The organism is Aquimarina sp. AU119, assembly GCF_900312735.1.
In the GTDB taxonomy this organism is placed as follows: domain Bacteria; phylum Bacteroidota; class Bacteroidia; order Flavobacteriales; family Flavobacteriaceae; genus Aquimarina; species Aquimarina algiphila.
Window position 1 is genome coordinate 1 of record NZ_OMPF01000027.1, and the last position, 24,232, is coordinate 24,232.

The following is a 24,232-nucleotide window of genomic DNA, read 5'->3' on the forward strand; positions in this document are numbered from 1 at the left end:
TCCATATTCCGCTCAGATAAGATTCCACTTCTTTTTGAGATTCACAACATTTGAGATGTTGTCCGATTACGGTGAGTGGTAAAAAAAATAATATTAAAATTAACTTCTTCATCATATTGTACACAACAATTGAATATAGTTACCATGGTAACTATATTTCTTTTATGTGGGGAACTAAATTAATAAATCTTTTATGTTTTTAAACTTTTTTATTGCTACATGGGTATAAATTTCTGTTGTTTTACTGGAATTGTGCCCTAACAAGACTTGTATATATCGTAAATCTATTCCTTCTTCTAATAGGTGTGTTGCAAAACTATGCCTTAACATATGTGGATGTACCGATTGATTGATTTTAGCCTTTTTCGCAGCTTGAGTAACAACTTTAAAGACACTGGTAGGACTATATTTCTTTCCAGGTTTTATGGCCTCAAATAAGTATAGTTTTGGTTTGTATATTTTGTAATATGCTCTAAGGTTATTAAGAACCACTTGATTAATAACCGTATATCGATCTCTATTTCCTTTAGCTTGTCTTACCTTAATAAGCATGCTGTTACTATTGATATCTGTGATTTTTAGATCTAATAATTCACTTCTTCGTAATCCAGAAGAATATAACAAACTAATAATACATTTATGTTTTAGGTTTTTTGTAAGGTTAATCATTTTTAATATATCCTCTTTAGCCAATATGCTGGGTAGCTTCTGTTCTTTTCTAGGCCTTTCAATACTATAAAATCGATTAGGCATTCCCATTACGACCTCATAATAAAATTTAATACTATTAATAGCTTGATTAATATAGCTGTTAGACTTATTTTCTCGAATCAGATGTTGTAAATAATTACGTATCTCTTGTTCAGATAGTTCTACAATTGGGCAATCGTAAAAGTGGTTGATAAATTTTTCAAATTGAGAAATATAAGTTTTACAAGTGTTTAGAGCGTATCTTTTAAGTTCTAGTTTTTTTAAATATTCTTCAGGGACGTAATTATAAGAAGTAGTTTTGACTCTGTTGCGATACCAGTTAATATCGATTGGAGTATTATTCCTTATTGTTTTCTCCTTAAAAAAGGAATTACTATTAATCCATGCAATACCACGAAATGTTTCAAAAATTATATCTAGATTCTCCCTGGTATTCTTAATGTAAACCATAGCATATGTTTTACTCCACTTAGGATTAGGTAATTCTTTTACCAAAGCGTGTATGACTTTATCCGGATAAAATTGTAAACCGATCATTTTCTCATTTTGTATAAATAGATGTTTTATTGTTATGTGTTTAGAAGGATTCATAGGGTAAAAATGATGGAAAAAAATACTTTAATCGTGTTTTATCCGTATAATATTCGCATATTATTCGTTTAAAAAAATTATAATGAAAAAATGCCCAGTTTGTGATACTGTAATTACGGGAAGGTCAGATAAAAAATATTGCTCTGCATATTGCAAATCTGCACAGCAATATGAAAAAAGAAAACAAGAAGAAGATGAGTATTATAAAATAGATAAACAATTAAAGACGAATAGAAAAATACTAAAAGCTTATAATAAATCAGGTTTATCAACTGTAAGAAAAGAGAAATTACTAGCAGAAGGTTTCAATCCAAAATATTTTACACACTACTGGAAAAATACCAAAGGACAAGTCTATCTTTTTTGCTACGAATATGGGTTTTTATTGCTGAAAGAAAATCAAAAAGAAAAGTACATTTTGGTAAAATGGCAAAAATATATGGAGGTGTAATTTTACGTAAATATTAAACGTTTTGTTTATCAGTTATTACTGGCAAACAACAAATGCGTTCCCGAATCTGTTGATAAATCTAATTTAACAGCTATGGTACTAGTTTGTGATTGAAAAATATGTGTCATAGCAAGAGTGCCTTGTTTCTCAGATTTGATATGCGAATATTCTGAAACAAATCTGGATAATAATTTTAAAACATAATTTTGATCATTAGTCATATAAGTAACTTGTCCGGATTTTGAATTAACTCTTACTCCATAATAAAAACTATCAGTTTTCTTCCAGTTATAAAATACATATTTATCATTAGTTTGATCTGACTTAGAAAAACCCCGTTTTTTAAGAAATGCTTCAAAACCAGTATTATCATTAGATTTTTTATAATTTGAAAGCGTTGTCCATTCTTGTTCTTTTAAGTATTGACCAAAAACAGAAGGGGTAGAAAAGAACAAAAGAAAACCAAAGAGGACTAAATTTTTCATATTATTATTATTGCATTGACTATAAATGTAATAACAAAGATACTTTTGGATTAGTATATGTTAACTAATATAATTCCATATGTTTTTATGCTTAGCTAACTGCTGATAGGTGTATAATAATACTTTATTTTTTTCAGCAGATAAGGAAGGATCATCATTTAGAATCTTCATAGCATAATAACGAGCAGTCTTTAAAATATCATTATCTCTTACAATGTCTGCTATTTTTAGATTTAGTACTCCGCTCTGTTGTGTTCCCATAATATCGCCTGGGCCACGTAATTTTAAGTCTACTTCGGCAATATCAAAGCCATCGTTAGTGCGAACCATCGTTTCTAATCGGGTTTTACTGTCTGCAGACAGTTTAAAACTTGTCATAAGAATACAAAAACTTTGTTCTGCACCTCGCCCCACGCGTCCACGCAATTGATGTAATTGAGATAAACCAAATCGTTCTGCACTCTCAATGATCATTACACTGGCATTTGGGACATTGACTCCAACCTCAATAACAGTAGTAGCTACCATAATTTGAGTTTCTCCTTTTACAAAACGATCCATTTCGTAATCTTTATCAGCGGGTTTCATTTTACCATGAACAATAGAAATTTGATATTGTGGAGCAGGGAAGGAGCGAGCAATACTTTCATAACCGTCCATAAGATCTTTATAGTCCATAACTTCAGATTCCTGAATTAGTGGATATACCACATAAACCTGGCGACCTTTTTGGATCTCGTCGGCGATAAACTTAAATACTTTTAGACGATTACTATCGTAGCGATGTACAGTTTTAATGGCTTTACGACCAGGGGGGAGCTCATCAATTACAGAAATATCCAGATCTCCATATAAACTCATAGCTAATGTTCTGGGTATGGGTGTAGCAGTCATTACAAGAATATGAGGAGGATACGTGTTTTTATGCCATAATTTTGCACGTTGTGCTACTCCAAATCGGTGTTGCTCATCAATAATAGCAAGTCCAAGATTTTTAAACTGTACTTTATCTTCTAGAATAGCATGGGTACCAATTAATATATGTAGTGAGCCATTTTCTAATTCTTCATGAATTTGCCGCCTTTCTTTAACTTTAGAGCTTCCCATTAATAGTTTTACATTCACATCCAGATCTTTCGTGAGCTCCTGGATTCCCATATAATGTTGATTAGCCAAAATTGCTGTGGGAGCCATTAAACAAGCCTGAAAACCATTATCTATAGCCAATAACATAGTCATTAATCCCACTATGGTTTTACCAGAACCTACATCTCCTTGAAGGAGTCGATTCATCTGGGCGCTACTACCAATATCATTGCGAATTTCTTTAATAACCCTTTTTTGAGCATTGGTCAGCTCAAAAGGAAGATGATTTTTATAAAAGGTATTGAAATGTTCTCCGACTTCAGTAAACGGAAAACCTTTGATTTTTTGTTTTCGAATCAGCTTTTTGGTAATGAGTTGTAACTGTATGTAAAACAACTCCTCAAACTTAAGACGATATTGTGCTTTAGCAAGTAATTCTTGGTTTTTAGGAAAATGAACATTAAAAACAGCTTCACTTTTTGAAATTAACTTTAATTCCTCCAGAATTTCACTCGAAAGTGTATCATAAAAACGTACTTTGGTTTCAACAAATAGTTGTTGCATCATTTTACTCATTACACGGTTTGTGATGCCTTTATTAGAAAGCTTTTCTGTAGAAGGGTAAATAGGTTGCATGACAGTTCTTAAGTTTTTCTCATGTTCTGTAAGCAACTCCATATCTGGATGTGGCATATTAAACCCATTATAGTATTTCGTTTTCCCGAAAATAACATAAGGAGTATTAAGTTTTAGGTTTTCCTTAATCCACTTTTGTCCCCTAAACCATACCAGTTCCATTTCGCCAGTGTCATCTATAAACTTAGCAACCAAACGTTTTCCTTTCTTCTGTGCTACAGTTTTTATATTGATAATTTTGCCAATAATCTGTACTTCTGCAGAATTACGTTGTAATTCATTGATTTTATAATATTTTGTCTTATCGAGATATCGGTTAGGGAATAGGTTAATAAAATCTTGATAGGTATGAATACCTAATTCAGAACGTAAGAGCGTTGCACGGGATGGCCCAACACCCTTAAGGTAATCAATAGGAGTTTGTAAAATATTAGGATTCATTAGAACGAAGATAGTATTTCTTAGAAAATAGTTCAACCCCAATTACTCATTAGAACTTCGTTACGAAGTTGGAAAATACAATAAACACTGATATTTTCTAAGTTTTAGCATAGTAGCGCTATGGTTAAACTTAAAAATGTAGCAAAGCGATTGTGTTTGAAGGAGTTTTTCAGCTGTAGTAGATTTTCTAATGAGTAATTTGGGTTAGAGCTAAAATTTGCCACATAGACAGAGTAAAATCGTTATTTTGGCAGAACGTTTGATTGATGAAAGAGGTGTTAGGAGTATATTAAAGGATTTAAAACTCGACTAAATCAACTTTAATACAAATCTCATTTTATTATAAATAAAAGAAACAGAGACAAATGAAATTAATTTTAGCCCTTTTTACAGTTTTATTTTCATATACGGGTTTTGCGCTGGAGGTAGATTCAGACTTAATGTATAGCAATACCTTAGAACAATCACAAGTTGATTTTTTAGAGGGTAAAGTAGATGTATTGGTCAATGCAAAAACAAAAACTGTAAAAGGAAAAGTACAGTATACATTAACAATGTTAAAAACGGCAACATCTATTTTTGTGGATGCGCAAAACATGAAAATCAAAACCGTGACCCTGGATGGAGAAAAAGCAAACTTTAAATATGATGACAAGAAGATTGTTATTAATTCTGATTTTAAAGTAGATGCTAAACATAAGATCTCAATTGAATTTGAAGCCACGCCCAAAAAAGCATTATACTTTGTTAAAGATTATCATGGTAAAGATCAGATATGGACACAAGGTCAAGGTAAATATACTTCTAATTGGTTGCCTAGTTTTGATGATATGAATGAAAAGGTAGTATTTGATCTGTCTATTGATTTTGAAAAAGGATATGAAGTAATAGCAAATGGAAAACTTGTAAAGAACGAAGCGATCAATGATTCTATACAAAGTTGGCAGTATGATATGCAAAAGCCAATGAGTAGTTATTTAGTGGCTTTTGCTATTGGTAAATATGAAAAGGTAGTCGAAGTTTCTGCAAATGGAACACCTTTAGAAATGTATTACTACCCTGGAGATAAAGAAAAATATCAATCTACATACAAGCATAGTAAGAAGATATTTGATTTTTTGGAGAAAGAGATAGGATATTCTTTTCCTTGGCAGAATTATAAACAAATTCCTGTAAAAGATTTTTTATATGCAGGTATGGAAAACACAGGGACTACTATTTTTTCTGATGCTTTTGTAGTAGATGAAACTGCTTTTATTGATAGAAATTATATTAATGTAAATGCGCATGAATTGGCACATCAGTGGTTTGGTGATTTGGTTACAGAAACTGAAGGGACTCACCATTGGTTGCAAGAAGGTTTTGCAACATACTATGCTTTATTAGCAGAAAAAGAAATTTTTGGAGAGGATTATTTTCTATATAAATTATATGAAAGTGCAGAGCAACTTACAGAATTATCCAAAACAAAAAATGCTACAGCATTATTAGATCCCAAAGCGAGTTCATTAACATTTTATCAAAGAGGAGCCTGGGCTATTCATGCACTTAGAGACCTTATAGGAGATACCAGTTTTAAAATAGTAATTCATAACTACCTAGAAAAACATAAATTTAAGAATGCAACCACAAATGATTTTATTACAATAGCAGAAGAGGTGAGTGGTACTGATTTGACTTCCTTCAAGAAATTATGGTTAGAAAATGTAAAATTCCCTTCACAAGAAGCATTAGATATTCTTACCAAATCCGATTTTATTAAGAGTTACCTCGGTTTAGCTCAGGAACGCACACAACCCTTGGCAGGAAAATGGGGGAGATTAGCAAAAGCACTGGATTTTCCTGTAAATGATTACATTGGTCAAGAGGTGATTTATCAACTAGAAGGAAAATCAGATCAGGAAATTATTGCCTTATATGATAAAGCTTTTGCTACAAATAATATTTTTGTTCGACAAGCTATTGCCAATACCTTAAGCGATGTTCCTAAGGATTTACAACAACAATATGAATCCTTATTAAGTGATCCATCATATGCAACCATAGAACCGGCCTTGTATCATTTATGGGCTAGTTTTCCAGAAAAAAGAAAAGAATATTTAGAATTAACCAAGGAAGTGATAGGCTTTAATACTAAAAATGTTAGAATGCTTTGGTTAGTTTTAGCTTTAAATACTAAAGAGTATCAAACTGAAAATCATCAAAAGTTTTACTTTGAATTGGTAAACTATACAGCACCAAAATTTAATTTTAATACTCGCGAGAGCGCTTTTACTTATTTGGAAAGTTTACAGGCTTTTTCCGACAAATCATTAATACATCTTGTAGATGGTGCCACACACCATAATTGGCGTTTTAGAAACTCTTGTAGAAAAATTCTTGATAAATTATTAAAGAATGAAAAATATCAAAAGAAATATGTAGTTTTAATGAATAATTTACCAAAAAATCAACAAGATTTTTTACAGAAAAAATTAACCCCATAAAATAGAATATGCGTGCATTAGTAATTTCCGGAGGTGGCAGTAAAGGAGCTTTTGCAGGTGGCGTAGCACAGTATCTAATTAAAGATTTAGATAGAGAGTATGACCTTTTTCTTGGTACCTCTACGGGAAGTCTTTTAGTTTCACATTTGGCTTTGTCTAAAATCGAAGAAATAAAAAGTTTTTATACTTCGGTAAATCAATCTTCAATATTTAGAAACTGTCCATTTATTGTCAAAAAGAAAAAGGGATATACAAGTATTAGTATTAATCATTTTAATGTTTTGCGTAATCTGATTAGAGGTAAAAAATCATTTGGGGATAGTAAAAATTTAAGAAACCTTGTAAGAAGTGCAATTTCTAATGAATATTTTGAAATTTTAAAATCAGGAGAAAAGGATGTTATCGTTACGGTGACTAATCTTTCGGCTAATATTGTTGAGTATAAATCTATTAAAGAGTGTACATACGAGGATTTTTTGGACTGGATTTGGATATCATGCAATTATCCACCTTTTATGAGTTTGGTCAGGAAAAATAATTGTGATTATGTTGATGGAGGGTTAGGGTCTATGGTGCCGATAGAAGAAGCTATTAAAAGAGGAGCAACAGAGATCGATGTTATCGTTTTAGAAACGGAAGTTAATTACCTTAATCGTATGCCTACAAAGAATCCCTTCTCTTTAATAACCAATATGGTCGATTTTATGATGGATAGAATTGAAAATCAAAACATTAGAATTGGTAAATTTAGAGCAATAGAACAAGATGTATCCATGGACTTATATTTTACTCCAACTGTCCTTACGACAAATTCATTAATTTTTGATAAAGAAAAAATGACCGAATGGTGGACAAAAGGTTATGAATTTGCAAAACAAAAAAATATATCAAACCCCTTATAAAAAAATATGCGAGCATTAGTAATTTCAGGCGGAGGAAGTAAAGGAGCATATGCCGGTGGTGTAGCACAATATCTGATCCAGGAACAAGGAAAAAAATATGATCTTTTTTTAGGTACCTCTACAGGTAGTTTATTGATTGCACAGCTGGCATTAGGGAATATCGATAGAATGTACGATATCTATACCAATGTAAATCAACATACAATTTTTAATGTAAATCCATTTATAGTCAGAAAAAAAGGAAATCGAGAGTTTGTATCTGTTAACTTTTTTTCATCATTATGGCAGTTCATTAAAAGAAAACGAACTTTTGGAGAAAGTAAAAACCTAAGAAGAGCTATTAGAAGGAATTTCTCAGAAGCAGAATTTAGATTGGCTCGTAAAAAAGTAGATGATATTGTTGTTACCGTTACTAACCTTACCAAAAATAGAACAGAGTATAAATCTATAAAAGATTGTTCTTATGAAGACTTCTGTGACTGGGTTTGGATATCTTGTAATTACGTTCCTTTTATGAGTTTGGCAACCAAAGATGGTTACGAATATGCAGATGGTGGTTTTGGATGTATGGTTCCTATTAGAGAAGCAATACGACGTGGAGCTACAGAGGTGGATGCCATTATTCTAGAATCTGAAAACATGGAGTACAATAAAGTTCTTGGAAAAAATCCATTTTCTCTTATGGTGAATTTGTTTAGCCATATGTTAGATCAAGTTGAAGGTCATGATACTGTAGTTGGTAAATTAGCTGCAATTAATAAAAATGTACCGTTAAATTTATATTATACACCTTCTAAACTCACCGAGAATTCTTTGATTTTTAATAAAAAATTAATGGGGAGCTGGTGGAGACAAGGATTTGAATATGCCGCAGAAAAAGCAAAACAAGCAGAAGAAAATAAACTTAAAGATATTGATTTAGCCGGGTAATTGTCTAGCTTAAGATACTTTTAATGATATATCAATTTTTAGACACTGTTCTTACTAGTGCAATTTGTTGTTGACCGTATATTCCTTCAGATCATACAAACTTTAGGGATATTCAAATTAAAAAAGGAAATAATTTATATTTTTTATACTTAAAAAACCATATCTGTTACTAGCATTCACTTTTATTAAGTTTCTTTAAAACAAAAAATATCTATGATAAGAATTGTATTAAAAAGAATTTTTGCATTAGCCTTTCTTTTTGCAATAATGAGTATGAATGCGCAAATACCACCACCAAATACACCTTGGGTTAAAATATTTTCTGAAGAATTTGATGGAAGTTCAGTGAATACAAGTGACTGGATTATTAGAACAGATGAACTAAGAGGATTTAGTAGTAACTCTCTTGATGTAAGTGGTGGTACATTAAAAATAAATAATACTTATCCCGCAGGAGGTAGACCTCTTGGAGGATGGATTGAATCCAGACGTAAACCTATTGGAAATGATAGGTATGGTTATTACGAAGCAAGGATAAGAATAACTGCAGATCCTAATGGACGTATTTGGCCAACATGGTGGATTTGGGGGAAAAATTTTCGAAATGGAGCTCCTGGACCAACTGCTACAGAATTTGATTTAATGGAGTATAGCGGTTTTGCTACACGATTCTTCGAAAATAAAGCAACAACTTCTCATCATTATAGTGAAAAAAGAGTAATCGATGGTAAAACCAAAATTGATGCAAGCATAGAAAGTGTAAGAACTAGAAATGCATTCGAATGGCATGTATGGGGGATGTATTGGACTCCTACAGAAGTTTCTTTTTACTATGATGGAGTAAAATACTTAACCACAGATCAGCCTGAAGATGCGGCAAATGACCCTTATGATATGAGCCTTATATTGTCATCTTCTCCACATACAGTAGATGTTGCAGATTATAATAGTGGATCAGGAGGTTTTCAACCTAATCATCCAGATGCAGCCACTGCAGCTCAAGCTGGACAAACATTACCAAGTTTTGAAATTGACTGGGTACGAGTATGGAGTTTAGGTTCAACCGTTGGAACGAGTGATTGTCAAGGGTTGCCTAATGATATTTGTCAGGCAATTAATATCACAAATACTAATTTTAAGGTACGATCGGCGGGAGAAAGTTGTAAAGGAAGTAAAAATGCTACAATATCAATTGAGGCTACACAGAAACTTCAGTATACTGCGGTTATTGAAGGAACCTCAATGTCGAATGAATTTGATACAATTACATCTTTTGATGGTCTTGGGAGTGGAAACTATACGGTATGTATTACTGCCGAAGGTCTTCCTGATTTTAAACAATGTTTTGAATTAGTTATTAAAGAACCTCAGAACTAAGTGACCAGTCCTTATATAAAGGATTAAAAAAGAAGTAAAGAAATTTAAAAAAAATAAAAATGAAAGAAATTAAAATAATAGTTTCACTTATTGGGATTGCTTTTTTATTGAACTGTAGTGGTTCTGATGATGGGGAAGGGACCCCTTCTGGAGTAACTCCTGACCCTGCATCTTTGGTGTTTCCATCAGAAAATGCAACCTGTACTTCTGGTACATTTATATCTTCTACAGAGAGTGAAATTGATTTTGAATGGAATACGGCAAAAAATGCAGTAAGTTATATCGTTAATATTACAGATTTAAAAACAAATACGACTTCGAAAGTATCATCAAGAGAAACTACTGTCAAAATTAAATTATTACAGGATAATTCATATACCTGGTCCGTGACAGCTATTGGCTCTGGAGATGCAGAAACGAGTACAAGTCCCGTTTGGGAATTTTACAGTCCAGCAGAAGGTGTTGTAAATTATGCTCCTTTTCCTGCAGAAATAAGCACTCCAAAAAATCTGGATGTTTTAACCGGTTTATCAAAAACCATAGAATGGATAGGTGCAGATGAAGATAATGATATTACATCTTATGATGTATTTTTGGGAACCACAAACCCTCCGGTAGATGTTTTAGGAAATACAACTAGTACAACAATAGCAAGTCGAAGTTTAACCGCTGCAACTACCTATTATATTCAGATTGTTACCAATGATGCTTTTGGTAATAAAACCAAATCTGCGGTAACAGCTTTTTCTACTCCTTAAGATAAAAGAAACGTTTTAATAAAAAAAGAAACCGGTTATCGTATAGAATAACCGGTTTTATATGATAATTAGGAGTCTTTATAAAACTAAAAAAGTCCGCTAACCTCGCTTTTGATTACAGCTAATGCTGTATCACTAGGAGAACCTTTTTCTACTAATTCGGTAAGAATAATTTCTCTCATTTTATCAGCAGAATCGACATCTTCTTTTAAAGTAGCTTTTCTGATAATACCAATTGTAGCATTTTTAGCTGCTCTAACTGTATTCCAACTTTCATCAGAGATATAGATTTGCTGGGTAAGATTATGCTCAAATTCTTGATCTATAGTATGTACTAATAGGGTTTCATAACTTTTTTTATCTTCTCCTACAGGAGCCATTCTGGTTAATAATTTACCAGGAGATATTCTTTCCAGAAATAAAACCATACGCTCATATGCCTGAAGTTTAAGAGGAAGGGCTTGTTTTTGATTTTCTTTGTGCAAAAGAAACCTACGTCGTCTTTCTTCATTTGTAGTATGCATTTTAAAAAAATATACTGCAAGTAGTGTAATAAGTATTGCTGGGATTAAAGAAATAATTAAAGGTATAATTTCAAATTTCATTCTATTGTATTAGTTATATGGTAAGATTGTTTTTCAGTTCTTTATTTAGAATAGCCTCCAAGATACGTACATTCTTTTAAATCTTGATTACAAGTATACTCTACTTTGGTTTTTGCATATTTAAAAGATTCTTCTAACGTCTTAGTTAATTCTCCATCATCTACATTAAGATCGATATCGTTCATAGTAAACTGGCAAGGGTGTTCATACCCGGCTGCATGTGTGATTTCTGTAAACTCTTTTCTGAAGGTCTTAAAATATTGAGCAAGACGATCAGATTTAAGCGGTATATTAATCCCCTTTTGTAGCCATTTACTTTGTGTAGCTACACCACTTGGACAACGGTTGGTATGACATATTTGTGCCTGGATACAACCAATACTCATCATAGCTTCTCGGGCTACGTTTATGCAATCTACACCCATAGCAAAGGCCATAGCGGCCTTAGCAGGAAAACCTAGTTTTCCACTTCCAATAAAAACTACCCTATCGGTTAAATTGTGTTTTTGAAAAATTTTATAAATAGCAGTAAATCCATAGACCCAAGGAAGAGATACATGGTCAGCAAAACTTGGAGGTGCCGCTCCTGTACCACCTTCGCCACCATCTATAGTGATAAAATCAGGACCTCTATTTGTTTTTGCCATAAGCTCAGCAAGGAGCTCCCATTGCTCTGTTTTACCAATAGCTGCTTTTATCCCGACAGGAAGTCCTGTTTCTGAGGCAATGTCTTCAATAAATTGAAGAAGTTCAGGAACATTTGTGAAAGCAGTATGCGAAGAAGGAGATAAAACATCTTTACCAACTTCTACTCCTCGTATTTGTGCAATTTCGGGAGTGATTTTTGTTCCGGGTAGTACACCGCCTTTCCCTGGTTTTGCACCTTGAGATAACTTAATTTCAATGGCGCGAATAAAAGGGTTTTTTGTCACTAATTCCTTCATCTTCTGCATTGAAAAATCACCATCTTCATTTCTTACACCAAAATACCCTGTTCCGAAATGAAAAATAACATCACCACCATTACTGTGATAGGGAGAAAGTCCGCCTTCACCGGTATTATGATACGCATTTGATTTTTGTACTCCGATATTTAAAGATTCTACAGCTCGAGCAGAAAGAGAACCAAAACTCATTGCAGAGATATTAATCACAGATCCTGGTCGATAAGGTTTTGTTCTATTATTATATAGCCCCATCACCTTTGCACAAGGAAGAAAGGATTTGTCTTCTTTGTTAGGATGATTTTTATCCATTTTAAAAGGAATCATACAGTTCTTAACAAAAATATGTTGATGCACATAGATATCTCTATCTGTACCAAAACCCTCGTAGTTATTTTCATTTTTTGAAGAAGCATAGACCCACCCTCGTTCAATCCTGTTAAAAGGAAGTTCTTCTCTATTATTTGCTACAAAATATTGCCTAATTTCTGGACCAATACTCTCTAGTAAATATCTTAGATGGCCAACAATTGGAAAGTTATGACTAATAGTATGTCTTTGATTAAAAAAGATATCTCGTATTGCAATCATTACTAATACAGCAATACCCCATGCCCACCAAGGGATCGCTCCTAAAAAACTAAGTATACTTTCCATTTCTATTTTATCTATTGCGCATTAAGATAATCAAGTGTTAATTGTGACATTACTTTAACTCCTAATAGTAATCCACTTTCGTCAATATAAAAATCCGGAGTATGATGTGCTGCTACTTTTTTAGCTTCAGGAGATTTTCCTCCTAAAAAGAAATAAAATCCAGGGACAACCTCTTGAAAATAAGAAAAATCTTCACCACCAGTAGTTGCTTTAGATAAAATTACATTTTCTTTACCAGCAATACCTTCAATGGTGGGTAACATCTTTGTTACAAGATCCGGGTCATTATAAGTAATTGATGTGTTATTTTGAAAATCAATAGTTGCTTCTCCGCCATAAGCTTTGGCAATAGAAGGTACCATTTCTTTCATACGACGAATAATAAGTGCTCTCATTTGAGGGTCTAATGTACGTACAGTACCAATCATTTCTGCGCTTTCGGGAATGATATTAAAACGTACTCCACTAGTAATTTTACCAACTGTAATTACTGCAGCCTCACTTACAAGAGGAGATTCTCTACTAATAATAGTTTGTAAACCATCAATTATCTTAGCAGAAATCAAAATGGGATCGACCCCTGTCCATGGTGCCGAACCATGAGTTTGTTTTCCTTTTACATTAATAACAAATCGTTCTACAGCTGCCATTGTTCCTCCTGGTTTATATCTAATTTTTCCAACATCTGTTCCAGAATTAATATGCAAACCAAAAATAGCATCAACATCGGGATTTTTTAGTACTCCTTCTTTGATCATTAATTTTGCTCCGCCTTCTTCTCCTGGAGGAGGGCCTTCTTCTGCAGGTTGAAAAATAAACTTAACGGTTCCATTTATTTTATCTTTATGTTTGGCAAGAGTTTCTGCAACTCCCATAAGGATAGAAATATGAGTGTCGTGGCCACAAGCATGACTAACTCCAACCTCTGTATCCAGAAAAGTAGTTTTTACCACCGATTTAAAGGGCACATCAGCACGTTCTGTAACCGGTAACGCGTCTATATCTGCTCTTAAAGCCACAGTTTTACCTTCTTTTCTTCCTTTAAGAATACCAACTACACCGGTCTTTGCAACATTTTCTGTTACTTCCATACCTAAATCCTTAAGATGTTTGGCAATTTTTTTAGCAGTTTCGAATTCTCGATTCGAAAGCTCAGGATTTTGATGAAAATCCCGTCTCCATTCGATTACTTTGGATTCTAATTTTTCTGCTGTGGTTTTTATATCAGGATCAATTTTTTGTGCCTGAATAGAACAAAAAACCATTAGAAGGATAAATACAATAGATTGTGTTTGTGTTTTCATGAGTTTATCAATATTATTTTAGAAGTCAAATAATCTAAAAAATGTTAGAATCAGCAAGTATAATAATCATTTTTAAAATATGCTTATATAAATACTTAAATTCATTACGATTAAAAATTAATAAGTCTATAGTCTTGATTTTGCAATTGTACCAAAGCAGTCATTGCAGAAAGTGCAAATTGCACTTGAGGCAAAGCATCTTGTCTAGTAATATTTCTATATGCAGCGGTTTGCCCACATAAAATAATTTGCACTCCTTTTTCTGACAAAGCCGAAAGGAGAGGAGTGTTGGGGTTATCAATACCGTATTTTATTTTATATTTTGAATCGTTTAGAAGATCATTTGCTGCAGATCCATGGACAACTAATGCTACTTTTAGATTTTTAAGAGATACTCCGGCAGCATCATGCATATTAAGGTACCTTGCCGCAGTATTAAAAAGAGGATTTACTTTTGAACTATCTTTAAAAGTTCTTCCAACATCAAAAACAGCTTTTAAGTTCTGCTGTTTGTTCGTTTTGAAATCAGGGTTAACTACTTCATACGTTTTTCCATATTCTGATATGATTCTACCTTCTTTAGACTTTTGCTGAGAAAAAATAAGTGCAGGTACCAAAATAAAAAGATAAGATGCAATTGTGTTTTTCAAATTGTAGTGTGTTTTAGCTTCTAAAGATATTCAAAAAACTATTAAAGGAAAGTTAAAATAATACTTATGCATTTGAATCTTTTACTTTGTTTAGTGTAAATATATTTTTGAGTATAAAAAAACACATTGCCTGTATATAGACAATGTGCTTATTTTTATTTATTTAAGAAGGTTTATTCTTTCATGAATTTACCAATCGCTTTATTATTAACTAAAATGATATATAGTCCTTGTGATAATTCTGATATATCCATGGTAGGAGTAGGAGTTGATTGAATCAGTACTTGCCCTTGAATATTGACAATTCTCAGATCATAATCCTCTGTAGTAAACCCATCAATATTTAGTAGTTCATTATCGTTAACAGGATTAGGGTAGTATGTATATGTTTTATTCTCTTGCCTTAGATTAAGTAAAGATTGATCTACAACAAACTTTTCTGAAGTAATACTACACCCAGCTTGGTTAGCCACTGTAACAGTATATTCTCCAGTTTCTGTCGGAATATATTCTGCCTGAATAGCTTCATCAATTACTTCATCATTATAATACCATTGATAAGTAACAAAATTTGAAGAAACTGATAAGTTTTGACTTGGAGTAACAGTAATTAGAGGTTGTTCTGGAATTTCAGAAACTACTATATTTACTTCTGTTCTTGTTGCTGTGGTACAGCTACCACTTGTTCCTTCGATATAGTATGTCTTGTCTGCCGTGAGTTCAGGAGTTTCATAGGTTGTACCAGAAGCAATACTAGTGCCTCCTGTAGGCGTTTCATACCATTGATATTGACTATTTCCAGATACCGTTATGGTTGTAGATTCACCTGTACAAATATTTTGATCAGATACAACAGGTTGATCTGGATTTCCAGATACCGTTATTGTCACTTCAGTTCTTGTTGGTGTAACACAACTTCCTATAAAACCTTCAATATAATAAGTTTTACTAGATTCGAGAACAGGGGTGTTAAACGTTGCTCCTGATGCAATGCTAGTACCTTCTGTTGGCATTTCATACCATCTATATTCACTATTTCCAGATACCGTTATGGTTACGGATTCAGGACTGCAAATCTCTTGATTTGATGCTGTAGGTTGATCAGGACTTGGAGATACTGTAACATTAACGGGAGTTCTAGTTGCTGTGATACAAGTTCCAATTACTCCTTCGATATAGTACGTTGTATTCGTAGTAAGGTTAGGTGTTTCATAAGTTGATCCAGTATTAAGACTGATACCTCCTGTTGGAACAGTATACCACCTATAATTGCTATTTCCAGATGCGGTTATAGTTATAGATTCTCCGCTGCAAGCATTTTGATCTGAAGCCGCAGGCTGATTTGGAAATGCTATGGTTACAAAATCTATTTTTTCTTCGGTATTACTTCCTGAATCATTTGTGGTTGTTAACGATACAGTGTAATTTCCAACAGAAGCATAAGTATGCGTTGGGTTTTCTTGGGTAGAAGTCTGGCCATCACCAAAGTCCCATAGGTATGAATTTATTCTGTTGGTAGAAGAGTTGATAAAATTAACTGTAGAGCAATCTGTGTTAGCTTCAAATTCAGATAAAGGAGGTTGATTGTCATCACCTAGGATATAACTTCCGGATATCGTATAATTTCCAAGTGAAGCATAATCACTATATCCATTATTTGGATTTCCTTCACCAACACCATCAATTTCTATATAATAAATTCCTTCTGTTAGGTTTTCATTTATAGAAGCAGAAAGGCCAGAAGGATCAGAAGATAGTACTTCTTGTCCCAGTTCATTTAAAATTCTAGCTTGAATATTTAAATTTGGATAATCAGGATCAGGTCTAAAAGAAAAAGAAACATTACCTGTTTCTATAACAAATGAAAATACATCTTTATCTTCTCTTGTGCTGATTAAACCAAAATTTTGATCGGTGTTTACATCACCTGCGGGACTTGTTCTTAATGGTGTAGCATTTGTGATATCATCTCCATGATCATCATTTTGAAAACCAATACCATTTCTGGTATTTGCTATAATTGCAATATCATCTTGTGAGCTTGTAGCACCGTTGTATTCTCCGGCACTCCATTGTCCAATTGGTCTGCTAGCACTCCATCCCATAATCGGACTCCATTGACCGTGGCCATTATAATATTCTGTACTTCCTTGTCCATCATGCGATAGTCCAAGAGTATGGCCTACTTCATGAGATCCCGTTTCTCCTGCAGATCTGGTACCTAGATTATATACCCAACATGGGTTATCATTGTTTCTCGAAAAAGAATTAAGATATGCTACCCCTCCTGATCCTGGGGCTGCATCTGTAGTTGGTGTGAAAATACACATCATTCTACGATTTCTGGGTGCCGCTTCAAAAAGATCTCTACGAGTAGTTATATTAAGGTTGAATGGACGAAAGTCTTCCGCCATAATTTTCCAAATTTCAATTATCTTCTCATCACTAAAATTAGGTGATTGTGCATCTATTGTAGCTCCACCAAGCCAACTCGTGCCAGAAACTAATTCTCCGTCAAAATCAAGGTAAATAACACCTGTTGCTCCCGGCAAACTTTCTAATTGGAGTGATGTTTTTGAAACAGGACCTCCATTTATTTGATTCTTTCCTGAAGCTGACTTTTCCAGGTCTACACATAAAACATCATTGATATTGGTTTCTTTTATAAAAACTTTACCATCTGCTTCAGAGTATAACGTATATGCTTTTTTTTGATTATGCATTACAATTTCTCCTGTTAGTCCAGCATTTGTTTTTGAAAAAGTAAATGTTGATAATCTATCATTATTAATATTACCTATTAATATAAGATCATTATTGATTTCTTTTTGAAGATTAAGAGTAAGAGAAAGTTCTTGATTACCTGCTGTTTTTATAGAAGTGGAGGTGTTTTTTTTAGGGTTGATTAGATTATCAATAAACGTTTGTTGATTATTAGATACTAATTGGGGTTGGTCTGATTGACTATATGTGAGACATACATTAAGCACAATGCTAGTTAGAAGAAAATACTTCGATAATTTTCTTTTCATGTTGGGTTGGGTGTAAGTAATTATTTTGACGACTATCTTTACTAAACTCGATATTAATGATTTTAGTATAGTAGATTTATATGTATTGAAGTTAATGATATAGAATACATTATATCATTTAAAATTTTTTATAAGTATCAAAAATAGATATAGGACGCATTTTATATAAAATACGCCTATACCACACTTAGTTTTAGATTTAAAAAACTCAAAATTTTATATCCTTGACTGACTAAGGATATAAAGCGTTTATCATAATATCGAACTATGAGATACTAATAATTCTTTCTAAAGGGATAATCGTTGATTGTTTTAATATTACTTCTTTATCTGTAATCCCCCAGATAGTAGTTTCTACCTTTTTTAGACCGGTATCATCAACAAAGACGATCCTTACTTTTTGATGTTCTAAGTTACCAAGAGAAAGTGCTCTTTGTAATTCTAGAAAACGATCAATCTGATCTTTTCTTTTGTCTAGGACATCTTCTTTAGGGAATTTTAAAAATTTGATTTGCTCTTTTTGTACTATTTGTACATCCATGTTTGGGGCCATAGCGATGAGTTTGGTTATTTTTAGTGTTCTGATAAAAAATGGTATTCTATTCTCAGATTTTCTAAATATAATACTTTTTGTCTTAAAAAAATGCATTTTATCTATTAAAATTATCAAAAAGATATTAACGTTTAAGAAAAAACACTGTTAATATCAATAATATTTAACGGATAGTTTTATGGGGACTATGGTGTAGAAAAATGTTTGTGATAGAGTTGTTTTATAAGGTAAATGACTACAAAAAATGAAAATAGAATTTTATGCATATGATATTAACAATCTATTGTTAATGTATGCAGGGTTATAACAATATGACCAAATTGTTATTGTATAAAAGTTATTGACTGTGATTTGTTTACAAAAAAGATCAACTACACTTCCATAACCGTCCTTCTTTGCTTAAATTTCGCCTCTATAAAACATTGTTACGTTGGAAGAATATTTAGCAGAGTTAAATGATGCACAGAGAGCACCTGTACTCCAGGTGGATGGAGCTATGATTGTGATTGCAGGTGCCGGATCGGGAAAAACACGTGTACTTACCTATAGAATTGCTTATTTAATGCATAAAGGAGTAGATTCGTTTAATATATTATCCTTAACATTTACCAATAAAGCAGCACGTGAAATGAAAAAGCGTATTGCTACTATTGTTGGAGCAAGTGAAGCAAAAAACTTATGGATGGGGACATTTCATTCAATATTTGCTAAAATCCTTAGGTTTGAAGCAGATAAATTAGGGTACCCATCAAACTTTACAATATATGATACCCAGGATTCTCAACGATTAATAGCTTCTATTATCAAAGAGATGGGGTTGGATAAAGATATCTATAAGTATAAACAGGTATACTCCCGTATCTCCTCTTATAAAAACAGTTTGATTACTGTAAAAGCATATTTTCAAAATGCTGAATTGGTAGAAGCAGATGCAATGGCAAAACGACCAAGGATGGGAGAAATTTATCAGCATTATGTTGATCGATGTTTTAAAGCAGGAGCAATGGATTTTGATGATTTATTGTTAAAAACCAACGAGCTATTAAATCGTTTTCCAGAAGTTTTAGCTAAATATCAAAATAGATTTAGGTATATACTTGTTGATGAGTATCAAGATACTAATCACTCTCAATATCTTATTGTTAGGGCACTATCAGATAAGTTTCAAAATATTTGTGTAGTAGGGGATGATGCACAAAGTATTTATGCTTTTCGTGGAGCAAACATTAATAATATTCTTAATTTTCAGAAAGATTATGATAATGTTCAGCAATATAGGTTAGAACAAAATTATAGATCTACAAAGAATATTGTAGAAGCAGCAAACTCTATTATTGATAAGAATAAGACCAAATTAGATAAGGTCGTTTGGACGGCTAATGATCCCGGACCAAAAATATTTGTGAATAGATTACTCACTGATGGAGATGAAGGAAGATATGTAGCAAGTTCGATTTTTGAAAATCAAATGCAACACCAACTAGGAAATGGTAATTTTGCAGTGCTATATAGAACAAATGCTCAATCAAGAGCTATTGAAGATGCATTACGTAAACGTGATATAAAATATAGAATTTACGGTGGATTATCCTTTTATCAGAGAAAAGAAATCAAAGATGTACTGGCATACTTGAGATTAATTATTAATCCTAAAGATGAAGAAGCTTTAAAAAGGGTAATTAATTACCCTGCAAGAGGAATAGGGGGAACTACAGTAGATAAGCTAATTGTAGCAGCCAACCATTATGATCGTTCTATTTTTGAAGTTATAGAAAATTTGGATCGTATTAATTTAAAAATTAATAGTGGTACAAAAACTCGTTTGGAGAACTTTATGAATATGATTAAAAGTTTTCAAATTGAGAATCAAAATTCAGATGCATTTGTATTATCCGAAATAGTGGCTAAAAAGACAGGGCTATTACAAGAACTAAAAAAAGATGGTACACCAGAAGGAATTGCTAGAATTGAAAATATTGAAGAGTTATTAAACGGAATTCGTGATTTTGTTGAAGGACAAAAAGAAGTAGCAGATGAAACAGGGTCTTTGGCAGAATTTCTGGAAGATGTGGCATTAGCAACAGATCTAGATCAGGATACTGGGGATGATGATAGAGTAGCACTAATGACAATTCACCTGGCTAAGGGGCTAGAGTTTCCCTATGTCTATATCGTTGGGATGGAAGAGGATCTTTTTCCATCTGGGATGAGTATGAATACCCGAAGCGAACTAGAGGAGGAGCGACGTTTGTTTTATGTGGCACTAACACGTGCAGAAACACAAGCATATCTTACATATACGCAATCTCGTTATCGATGGGGTAAATTGGTAGATGCAGAACCAAGCAGATTTATTGAAGAGATCGATGATCAATATTTAGAATACATCACTCCAGTAGAAGGCTATCGCTATAAACCATTAATTGATTCTGATATTTTTGGTGAGGTTGATAAAAGTAAATTACGTCTTAAGAAACCCGTTTCTGGAGCTCCACCCCTGGCACATAAGCCAAATGAAGAACAATTAAGGAAATTACGGAAACTTAGGCCAGTATCTGATAATACTACTAATGAATCAAAAACTAATTTGTTTGATGAAGAACTTATTCCAGGAACAGCAGTAGAACATATGCGTTTTGGATTAGGGAAAATTATTAAAATTGAAGGAGTGGGGCAAGATAAAAAAGCAGAAATTCATTTTGAAAAAGGCGGAATTAAAAAGCTCTTATTAAGATTTGCAAAATTAAAGATCATAGGGTAGCACAATGCTTCTTCCAGATAATTCTTAATAAAGGAGATCTATTTTTTAGATGTTAATCCCGATGTTTTTACAATAATATACTAGATATATAGAGTATATTTATACCAGTAAAAATAACTATGGCTGATTTTGTAAAACTATATAATGAAAATCCGAATCCACGAGAGATACAACAGGTAGTTACATGTTTGCGAAATGGTGGGTTAATTATTTACCCTACTGATACCGTATATGGATTGGGTTGTGATATTACCAATAACAGAGCGTTAGAAAAAATAGCACATATCAAAGGAGTAAAACTTGCTAAAGCTAATTTCTCATTTATTTGTAAAGATCTAAGTAATCTTTCTGATTATGTTAAGCAAATCGATAATGCGACGTTTAAATTACTTAAAAGAACATTACCAGGGCCGTACACCTATATCCTTCCGGGAAGTAATAATTTACCTACTGTTTTTAAGAAAAAGAAAACTGTAGGAATTCGAGTTCCTGATAATAATATCTGTACTGCTATTGTTGAAGAATTAGGTAACCCTATCGTATCTACATCAATTTATGATGAAGATGAGGTGATAGAATATACTACAGATCCAGAGTTAATTCTAGAAAAATGGGATAATCTTGTGGACCTGGTAATTGATGGTGGATATGGTGATAATATTCCTTCGACCATTATTGATCTTACCAGTGGTGAACCCGTACTGGTTAGAGAAGGTAAAGGAGCTATAGATATTATCTAAATGGACTTTATTGATTTTATGAAACAGAATAGTTCAATTCATTTCTATACATACTAGGGGTTTTTCCCGAGAATTGTTTGAATAGTTTATTAAAATGAGAGAAGTTACTAAATCCACTTTCATAACAAATATCTGTTATGCTGGTTTGCTTTTCATGAAGAAGTTTGGCAGCATGTACTAATCGATACTCATTTACAAATTGTGTAAATGTTTTTCCTGTAATCTTTTTAAAATACCTGCAAAAACCAGGAACACTCATGCTAACTTTACTCGCGATTTCTTCTAATGGGATTGGTCTGCTAAATTCTTGCTGCACAAAATTAAAAATCAGGTTTATTCTATTATTGTCCTGTAATGCGGTTTCTATTATAAATCCTTCGGCATTTAATATAGTATAATCATTTGTCATTTCCATTTCTTTAAGGACTTGCAATATGCCGATTAACTTTTCAAATGAACTTAGATTTTTTAAAGATTCAATCTGTGCTCCGATCCTTCTTTTAGTGTCTCCATGAAATATGATTCCTTTTTTGGCTTGATCAAGAAGTTTCCCGATGGCATTCATTTCTGGAATATCAAAAAATGATGCTCCTAGAAAATTAGGTAACATTTGTATAATAGTTTCACTACTATTACCTGTCATCAAATCTGTAAACCCGCAATGAGGAAGGTTAGAACCAATAAGCATTAATGCTCCTTTCCTATAATACGACATGTGACTCCCTATTTGTCTTTTTCCAGTACCGCCATTTACGTATACAATTTCTATCTCTGGATGATAGTGCCAAATGGGGGCTTTGTTTTTATTGTCTTTAGAAAATGTTTCATAATAAAGAGAACTTCCAAACTCTGGTGAAATCTTTTCTAAAGAAGGTTTTATGTTTTTCATAGATATATTGATATTCTTTCTTTGATTTTAGAGCTAATATTATATTTTTTTTGTTAAAATATTGTAAAGTTAAATAAAAAAATACGTTAAATTAACACAGGTGGGGTTTTATTGTAACGCATAAGGTTAAAATAGCACATATATATGCAAATATTGTTGTGTTTGATATGAGTTTTCTAAGATACATTTGTACCATCAAACATTAACAATTAAAACCATAAAGAGATGAAAAGAGTAATTAACCTAAGCCTAATTGTATTTGCAGTTTTGTTAAGTACGGCTGTAAAAGCATCAGATTTTTTATCTGTAAAAATTGAGAACTCTTCTACAATTAATGTTTCATTGACTAATATTAGTAAAGGACAGAAATTATATCTTAAAGATTATTCAGGAACTATCTTGTTTAATGCGACTTTAGATGCGATGCCTACATATAAAAAATATTTTAATTTTAGGACTGTAGAGAATGGTGTTTATTTTATTGAGACAGAAACAGAATTTGATGTAAGAGTAACTCCGGTAATAAAAAATACAAAAGGGATAGCCTTAATAGAAAATTCTACAATTACAATTTTTAAACCAAAGTTATTAGTAGAGAATACATTAGTTAAGGTGATGGTAACAAGAACAGAAGAAACACCATTAAATGTCTCTATTTATGACATAGACGGTGCATTAGTATTTGATGAAAAGATAATCGGAGAAGAAGGTGAATTCATTATTCAAAGAACATATAATTTCTCAGAAGTACCTTCAGGGAAATACGATATCCATTTCAGATTAAAAGATAGGGTATTTATTAAAGAAGTTAGTATCTAGATTGTTTTATTAACTCAACCACAAACAAGGCAATACATTTGTATTGCCTTTTTTATTGGTTTCAAATTAGGATAAAAACCATTCAACTTCACTTTAATGCCATGTTTTAGAAATACAAAAAGAAGTCATATTTTAAACCTTATCGAATTGTTGTCGACAATGGTATCATACCTAAAATCATAATAGTTTGATTTAATAAGTATAGATATACAAGTTTTAAATAGCGGTATTAGTTCAAATCATATCTACATACATATAGATTATATTCCCAGGTTAAAGTGTAAGTTATGTTATAAAGCAATTGAAAGGGTATATAATTTTGTGCTAGAAGGGTTGATTGGGTAGGGAGTGTTGTATGAATTGGTTAGCTTATGTTGAGAGAAAGTGTTATTGTTTATTAATAATTTGAATGAAAATTTATAGA

At 32.5% G+C, this 24,232-nt stretch carries 19 protein-coding genes; 9 read left to right on the plus strand and 10 right to left on the minus strand.

Going from position 1 to position 24,232, the window contains the following annotated elements; all coding sequences use genetic code 11:
* Positions 1 to 174: 174 nt before the first annotated feature.
* Positions 175 to 1,248 carry a site-specific tyrosine recombinase/integron integrase gene (gene xerA, locus DK442_RS23780; protein ID WP_109438493.1) on the minus strand — a complete coding sequence of 358 codons (1,074 nt, stop codon included), beginning with the start codon at positions 1,246 to 1,248 and terminating at the stop codon, positions 175 to 177.
* A 136-nt stretch (positions 1,249 to 1,384) separates the two neighbouring features.
* On the opposite strand from xerA, the gene DK442_RS23785 reads away from it, so the two are divergent.
* Entirely contained in the window at positions 1,385 to 1,753 is a 369-nt protein-coding gene (locus DK442_RS23785; protein ID WP_109438421.1) for a hypothetical protein, read from the plus strand.
* Positions 1,754 to 1,782: 29 nt separating this feature from the next.
* Here the strand turns inward: DK442_RS23785 and DK442_RS23790 are convergent, their stop codons facing one another.
* Both DK442_RS23790 and recG read right to left on the minus strand, forming a co-directional pair.
* The gene (locus tag DK442_RS23790; RefSeq protein ID WP_109438422.1) at positions 1,783 to 2,238 is read right to left on the minus strand and encodes a hypothetical protein; all 456 of its coding nucleotides are present in this window, start codon (positions 2,236 to 2,238) and stop codon (positions 1,783 to 1,785) included.
* A 60-nt stretch (positions 2,239 to 2,298) separates the two neighbouring features.
* On the minus strand, positions 2,299 to 4,401 hold the full coding sequence (gene recG, locus DK442_RS23795) for an ATP-dependent DNA helicase RecG (RefSeq protein ID WP_109438423.1): 2,103 nt from the start codon (positions 4,399 to 4,401) through the stop codon (positions 2,299 to 2,301).
* A gap of 365 nt (positions 4,402 to 4,766) precedes the next feature.
* Here recG and DK442_RS23800 point away from each other — a divergent pair, with 365 nt between their 5' ends.
* The 5 genes from DK442_RS23800 (at position 4,767) to DK442_RS23820 (ending at position 10,854) form a co-directional block, all read left to right on the plus strand.
* The gene (locus DK442_RS23800; protein ID WP_235011027.1) at positions 4,767 to 6,887 is read left to right on the plus strand and encodes a M1 family metallopeptidase; all 2,121 of its coding nucleotides are present in this window, start codon (positions 4,767 to 4,769) and stop codon (positions 6,885 to 6,887) included.
* A gap of 8 nt (positions 6,888 to 6,895) precedes the next feature.
* Positions 6,896 to 7,789 (plus strand): patatin family protein, encoded by an 894-nt coding sequence (locus DK442_RS23805; RefSeq protein ID WP_109438424.1) that lies wholly within the window; start codon positions 6,896 to 6,898, stop codon positions 7,787 to 7,789.
* Between the two features lie 6 nt (positions 7,790 to 7,795).
* On the plus strand, positions 7,796 to 8,719 hold the full coding sequence (locus DK442_RS23810; RefSeq protein ID WP_109438425.1) for a patatin family protein: 924 nt from the start codon (positions 7,796 to 7,798) through the stop codon (positions 8,717 to 8,719).
* Positions 8,720 to 8,932: 213 nt separating this feature from the next.
* The gene (locus DK442_RS23815) at positions 8,933 to 10,096 is read left to right on the plus strand and encodes a family 16 glycosylhydrolase (RefSeq protein ID WP_109438426.1); all 1,164 of its coding nucleotides are present in this window, start codon (positions 8,933 to 8,935) and stop codon (positions 10,094 to 10,096) included.
* A gap of 59 nt (positions 10,097 to 10,155) precedes the next feature.
* The gene (locus tag DK442_RS23820; protein WP_109438427.1) at positions 10,156 to 10,854 is read left to right on the plus strand and encodes a hypothetical protein; all 699 of its coding nucleotides are present in this window, start codon (positions 10,156 to 10,158) and stop codon (positions 10,852 to 10,854) included.
* An 86-nt stretch (positions 10,855 to 10,940) separates the two neighbouring features.
* Here DK442_RS23820 and DK442_RS23825 read toward each other — a convergent pair whose 3' ends face one another.
* The 6 genes from DK442_RS23825 to DK442_RS23850 form a co-directional block, all read right to left on the minus strand.
* Positions 10,941 to 11,459, minus strand: a complete 519-nt coding sequence (locus DK442_RS23825) for a hypothetical protein (protein WP_109438428.1) — start codon at positions 11,457 to 11,459, stop codon at positions 10,941 to 10,943.
* 41 nt (positions 11,460 to 11,500) lie between these two features.
* Entirely contained in the window at positions 11,501 to 13,060 is a 1,560-nt protein-coding gene (locus DK442_RS23830) for an FMN-binding glutamate synthase family protein (RefSeq protein WP_109438429.1), read from the minus strand.
* An 11-nt stretch (positions 13,061 to 13,071) separates the two neighbouring features.
* A complete protein-coding gene (locus tag DK442_RS23835; RefSeq protein WP_109438430.1) occupies positions 13,072 to 14,364 on the minus strand; it encodes an amidohydrolase in 1,293 nt (430 codons plus the stop codon).
* Between the two features lie 110 nt (positions 14,365 to 14,474).
* Positions 14,475 to 15,014, minus strand: coding sequence for a DsrE family protein (locus DK442_RS23840; RefSeq protein WP_160114328.1), 540 nt, complete (start codon positions 15,012 to 15,014; stop codon positions 14,475 to 14,477).
* A gap of 173 nt (positions 15,015 to 15,187) precedes the next feature.
* A complete protein-coding gene (locus DK442_RS23845) occupies positions 15,188 to 18,046 on the minus strand; it encodes a PKD domain-containing protein (protein ID WP_109438432.1) in 2,859 nt (952 codons plus the stop codon).
* A 265-nt stretch (positions 18,047 to 18,311) separates the two neighbouring features.
* A complete protein-coding gene (locus tag DK442_RS23850) occupies positions 18,312 to 18,599 on the minus strand; it encodes a hypothetical protein (protein ID WP_109438495.1) in 288 nt (95 codons plus the stop codon).
* A gap of 430 nt (positions 18,600 to 19,029) precedes the next feature.
* Between DK442_RS23850 and DK442_RS23855 the strand changes: the two genes are divergently transcribed.
* A complete protein-coding gene (locus DK442_RS23855) occupies positions 19,030 to 21,360 on the plus strand; it encodes an ATP-dependent helicase (protein ID WP_109438433.1) in 2,331 nt (776 codons plus the stop codon).
* Between the two features lie 119 nt (positions 21,361 to 21,479).
* On the plus strand, positions 21,480 to 22,100 hold the full coding sequence (locus DK442_RS23860) for an L-threonylcarbamoyladenylate synthase (RefSeq protein ID WP_109438434.1): 621 nt from the start codon (positions 21,480 to 21,482) through the stop codon (positions 22,098 to 22,100).
* A gap of 16 nt (positions 22,101 to 22,116) precedes the next feature.
* On the opposite strand, the gene DK442_RS23865 is transcribed toward DK442_RS23860, so the two are convergent.
* The gene (locus DK442_RS23865; protein WP_109438435.1) at positions 22,117 to 22,989 is read right to left on the minus strand and encodes an AraC family transcriptional regulator; all 873 of its coding nucleotides are present in this window, start codon (positions 22,987 to 22,989) and stop codon (positions 22,117 to 22,119) included.
* Positions 22,990 to 23,214: 225 nt separating this feature from the next.
* Here DK442_RS23865 and DK442_RS23870 point away from each other — a divergent pair, with 225 nt between their 5' ends.
* Positions 23,215 to 23,808 carry a PPC domain-containing protein gene (locus tag DK442_RS23870; RefSeq protein WP_109438436.1) on the plus strand — a complete coding sequence of 198 codons (594 nt, stop codon included), beginning with the start codon at positions 23,215 to 23,217 and terminating at the stop codon, positions 23,806 to 23,808.
* Positions 23,809 to 24,232: the final 424 nt, after the last annotated feature.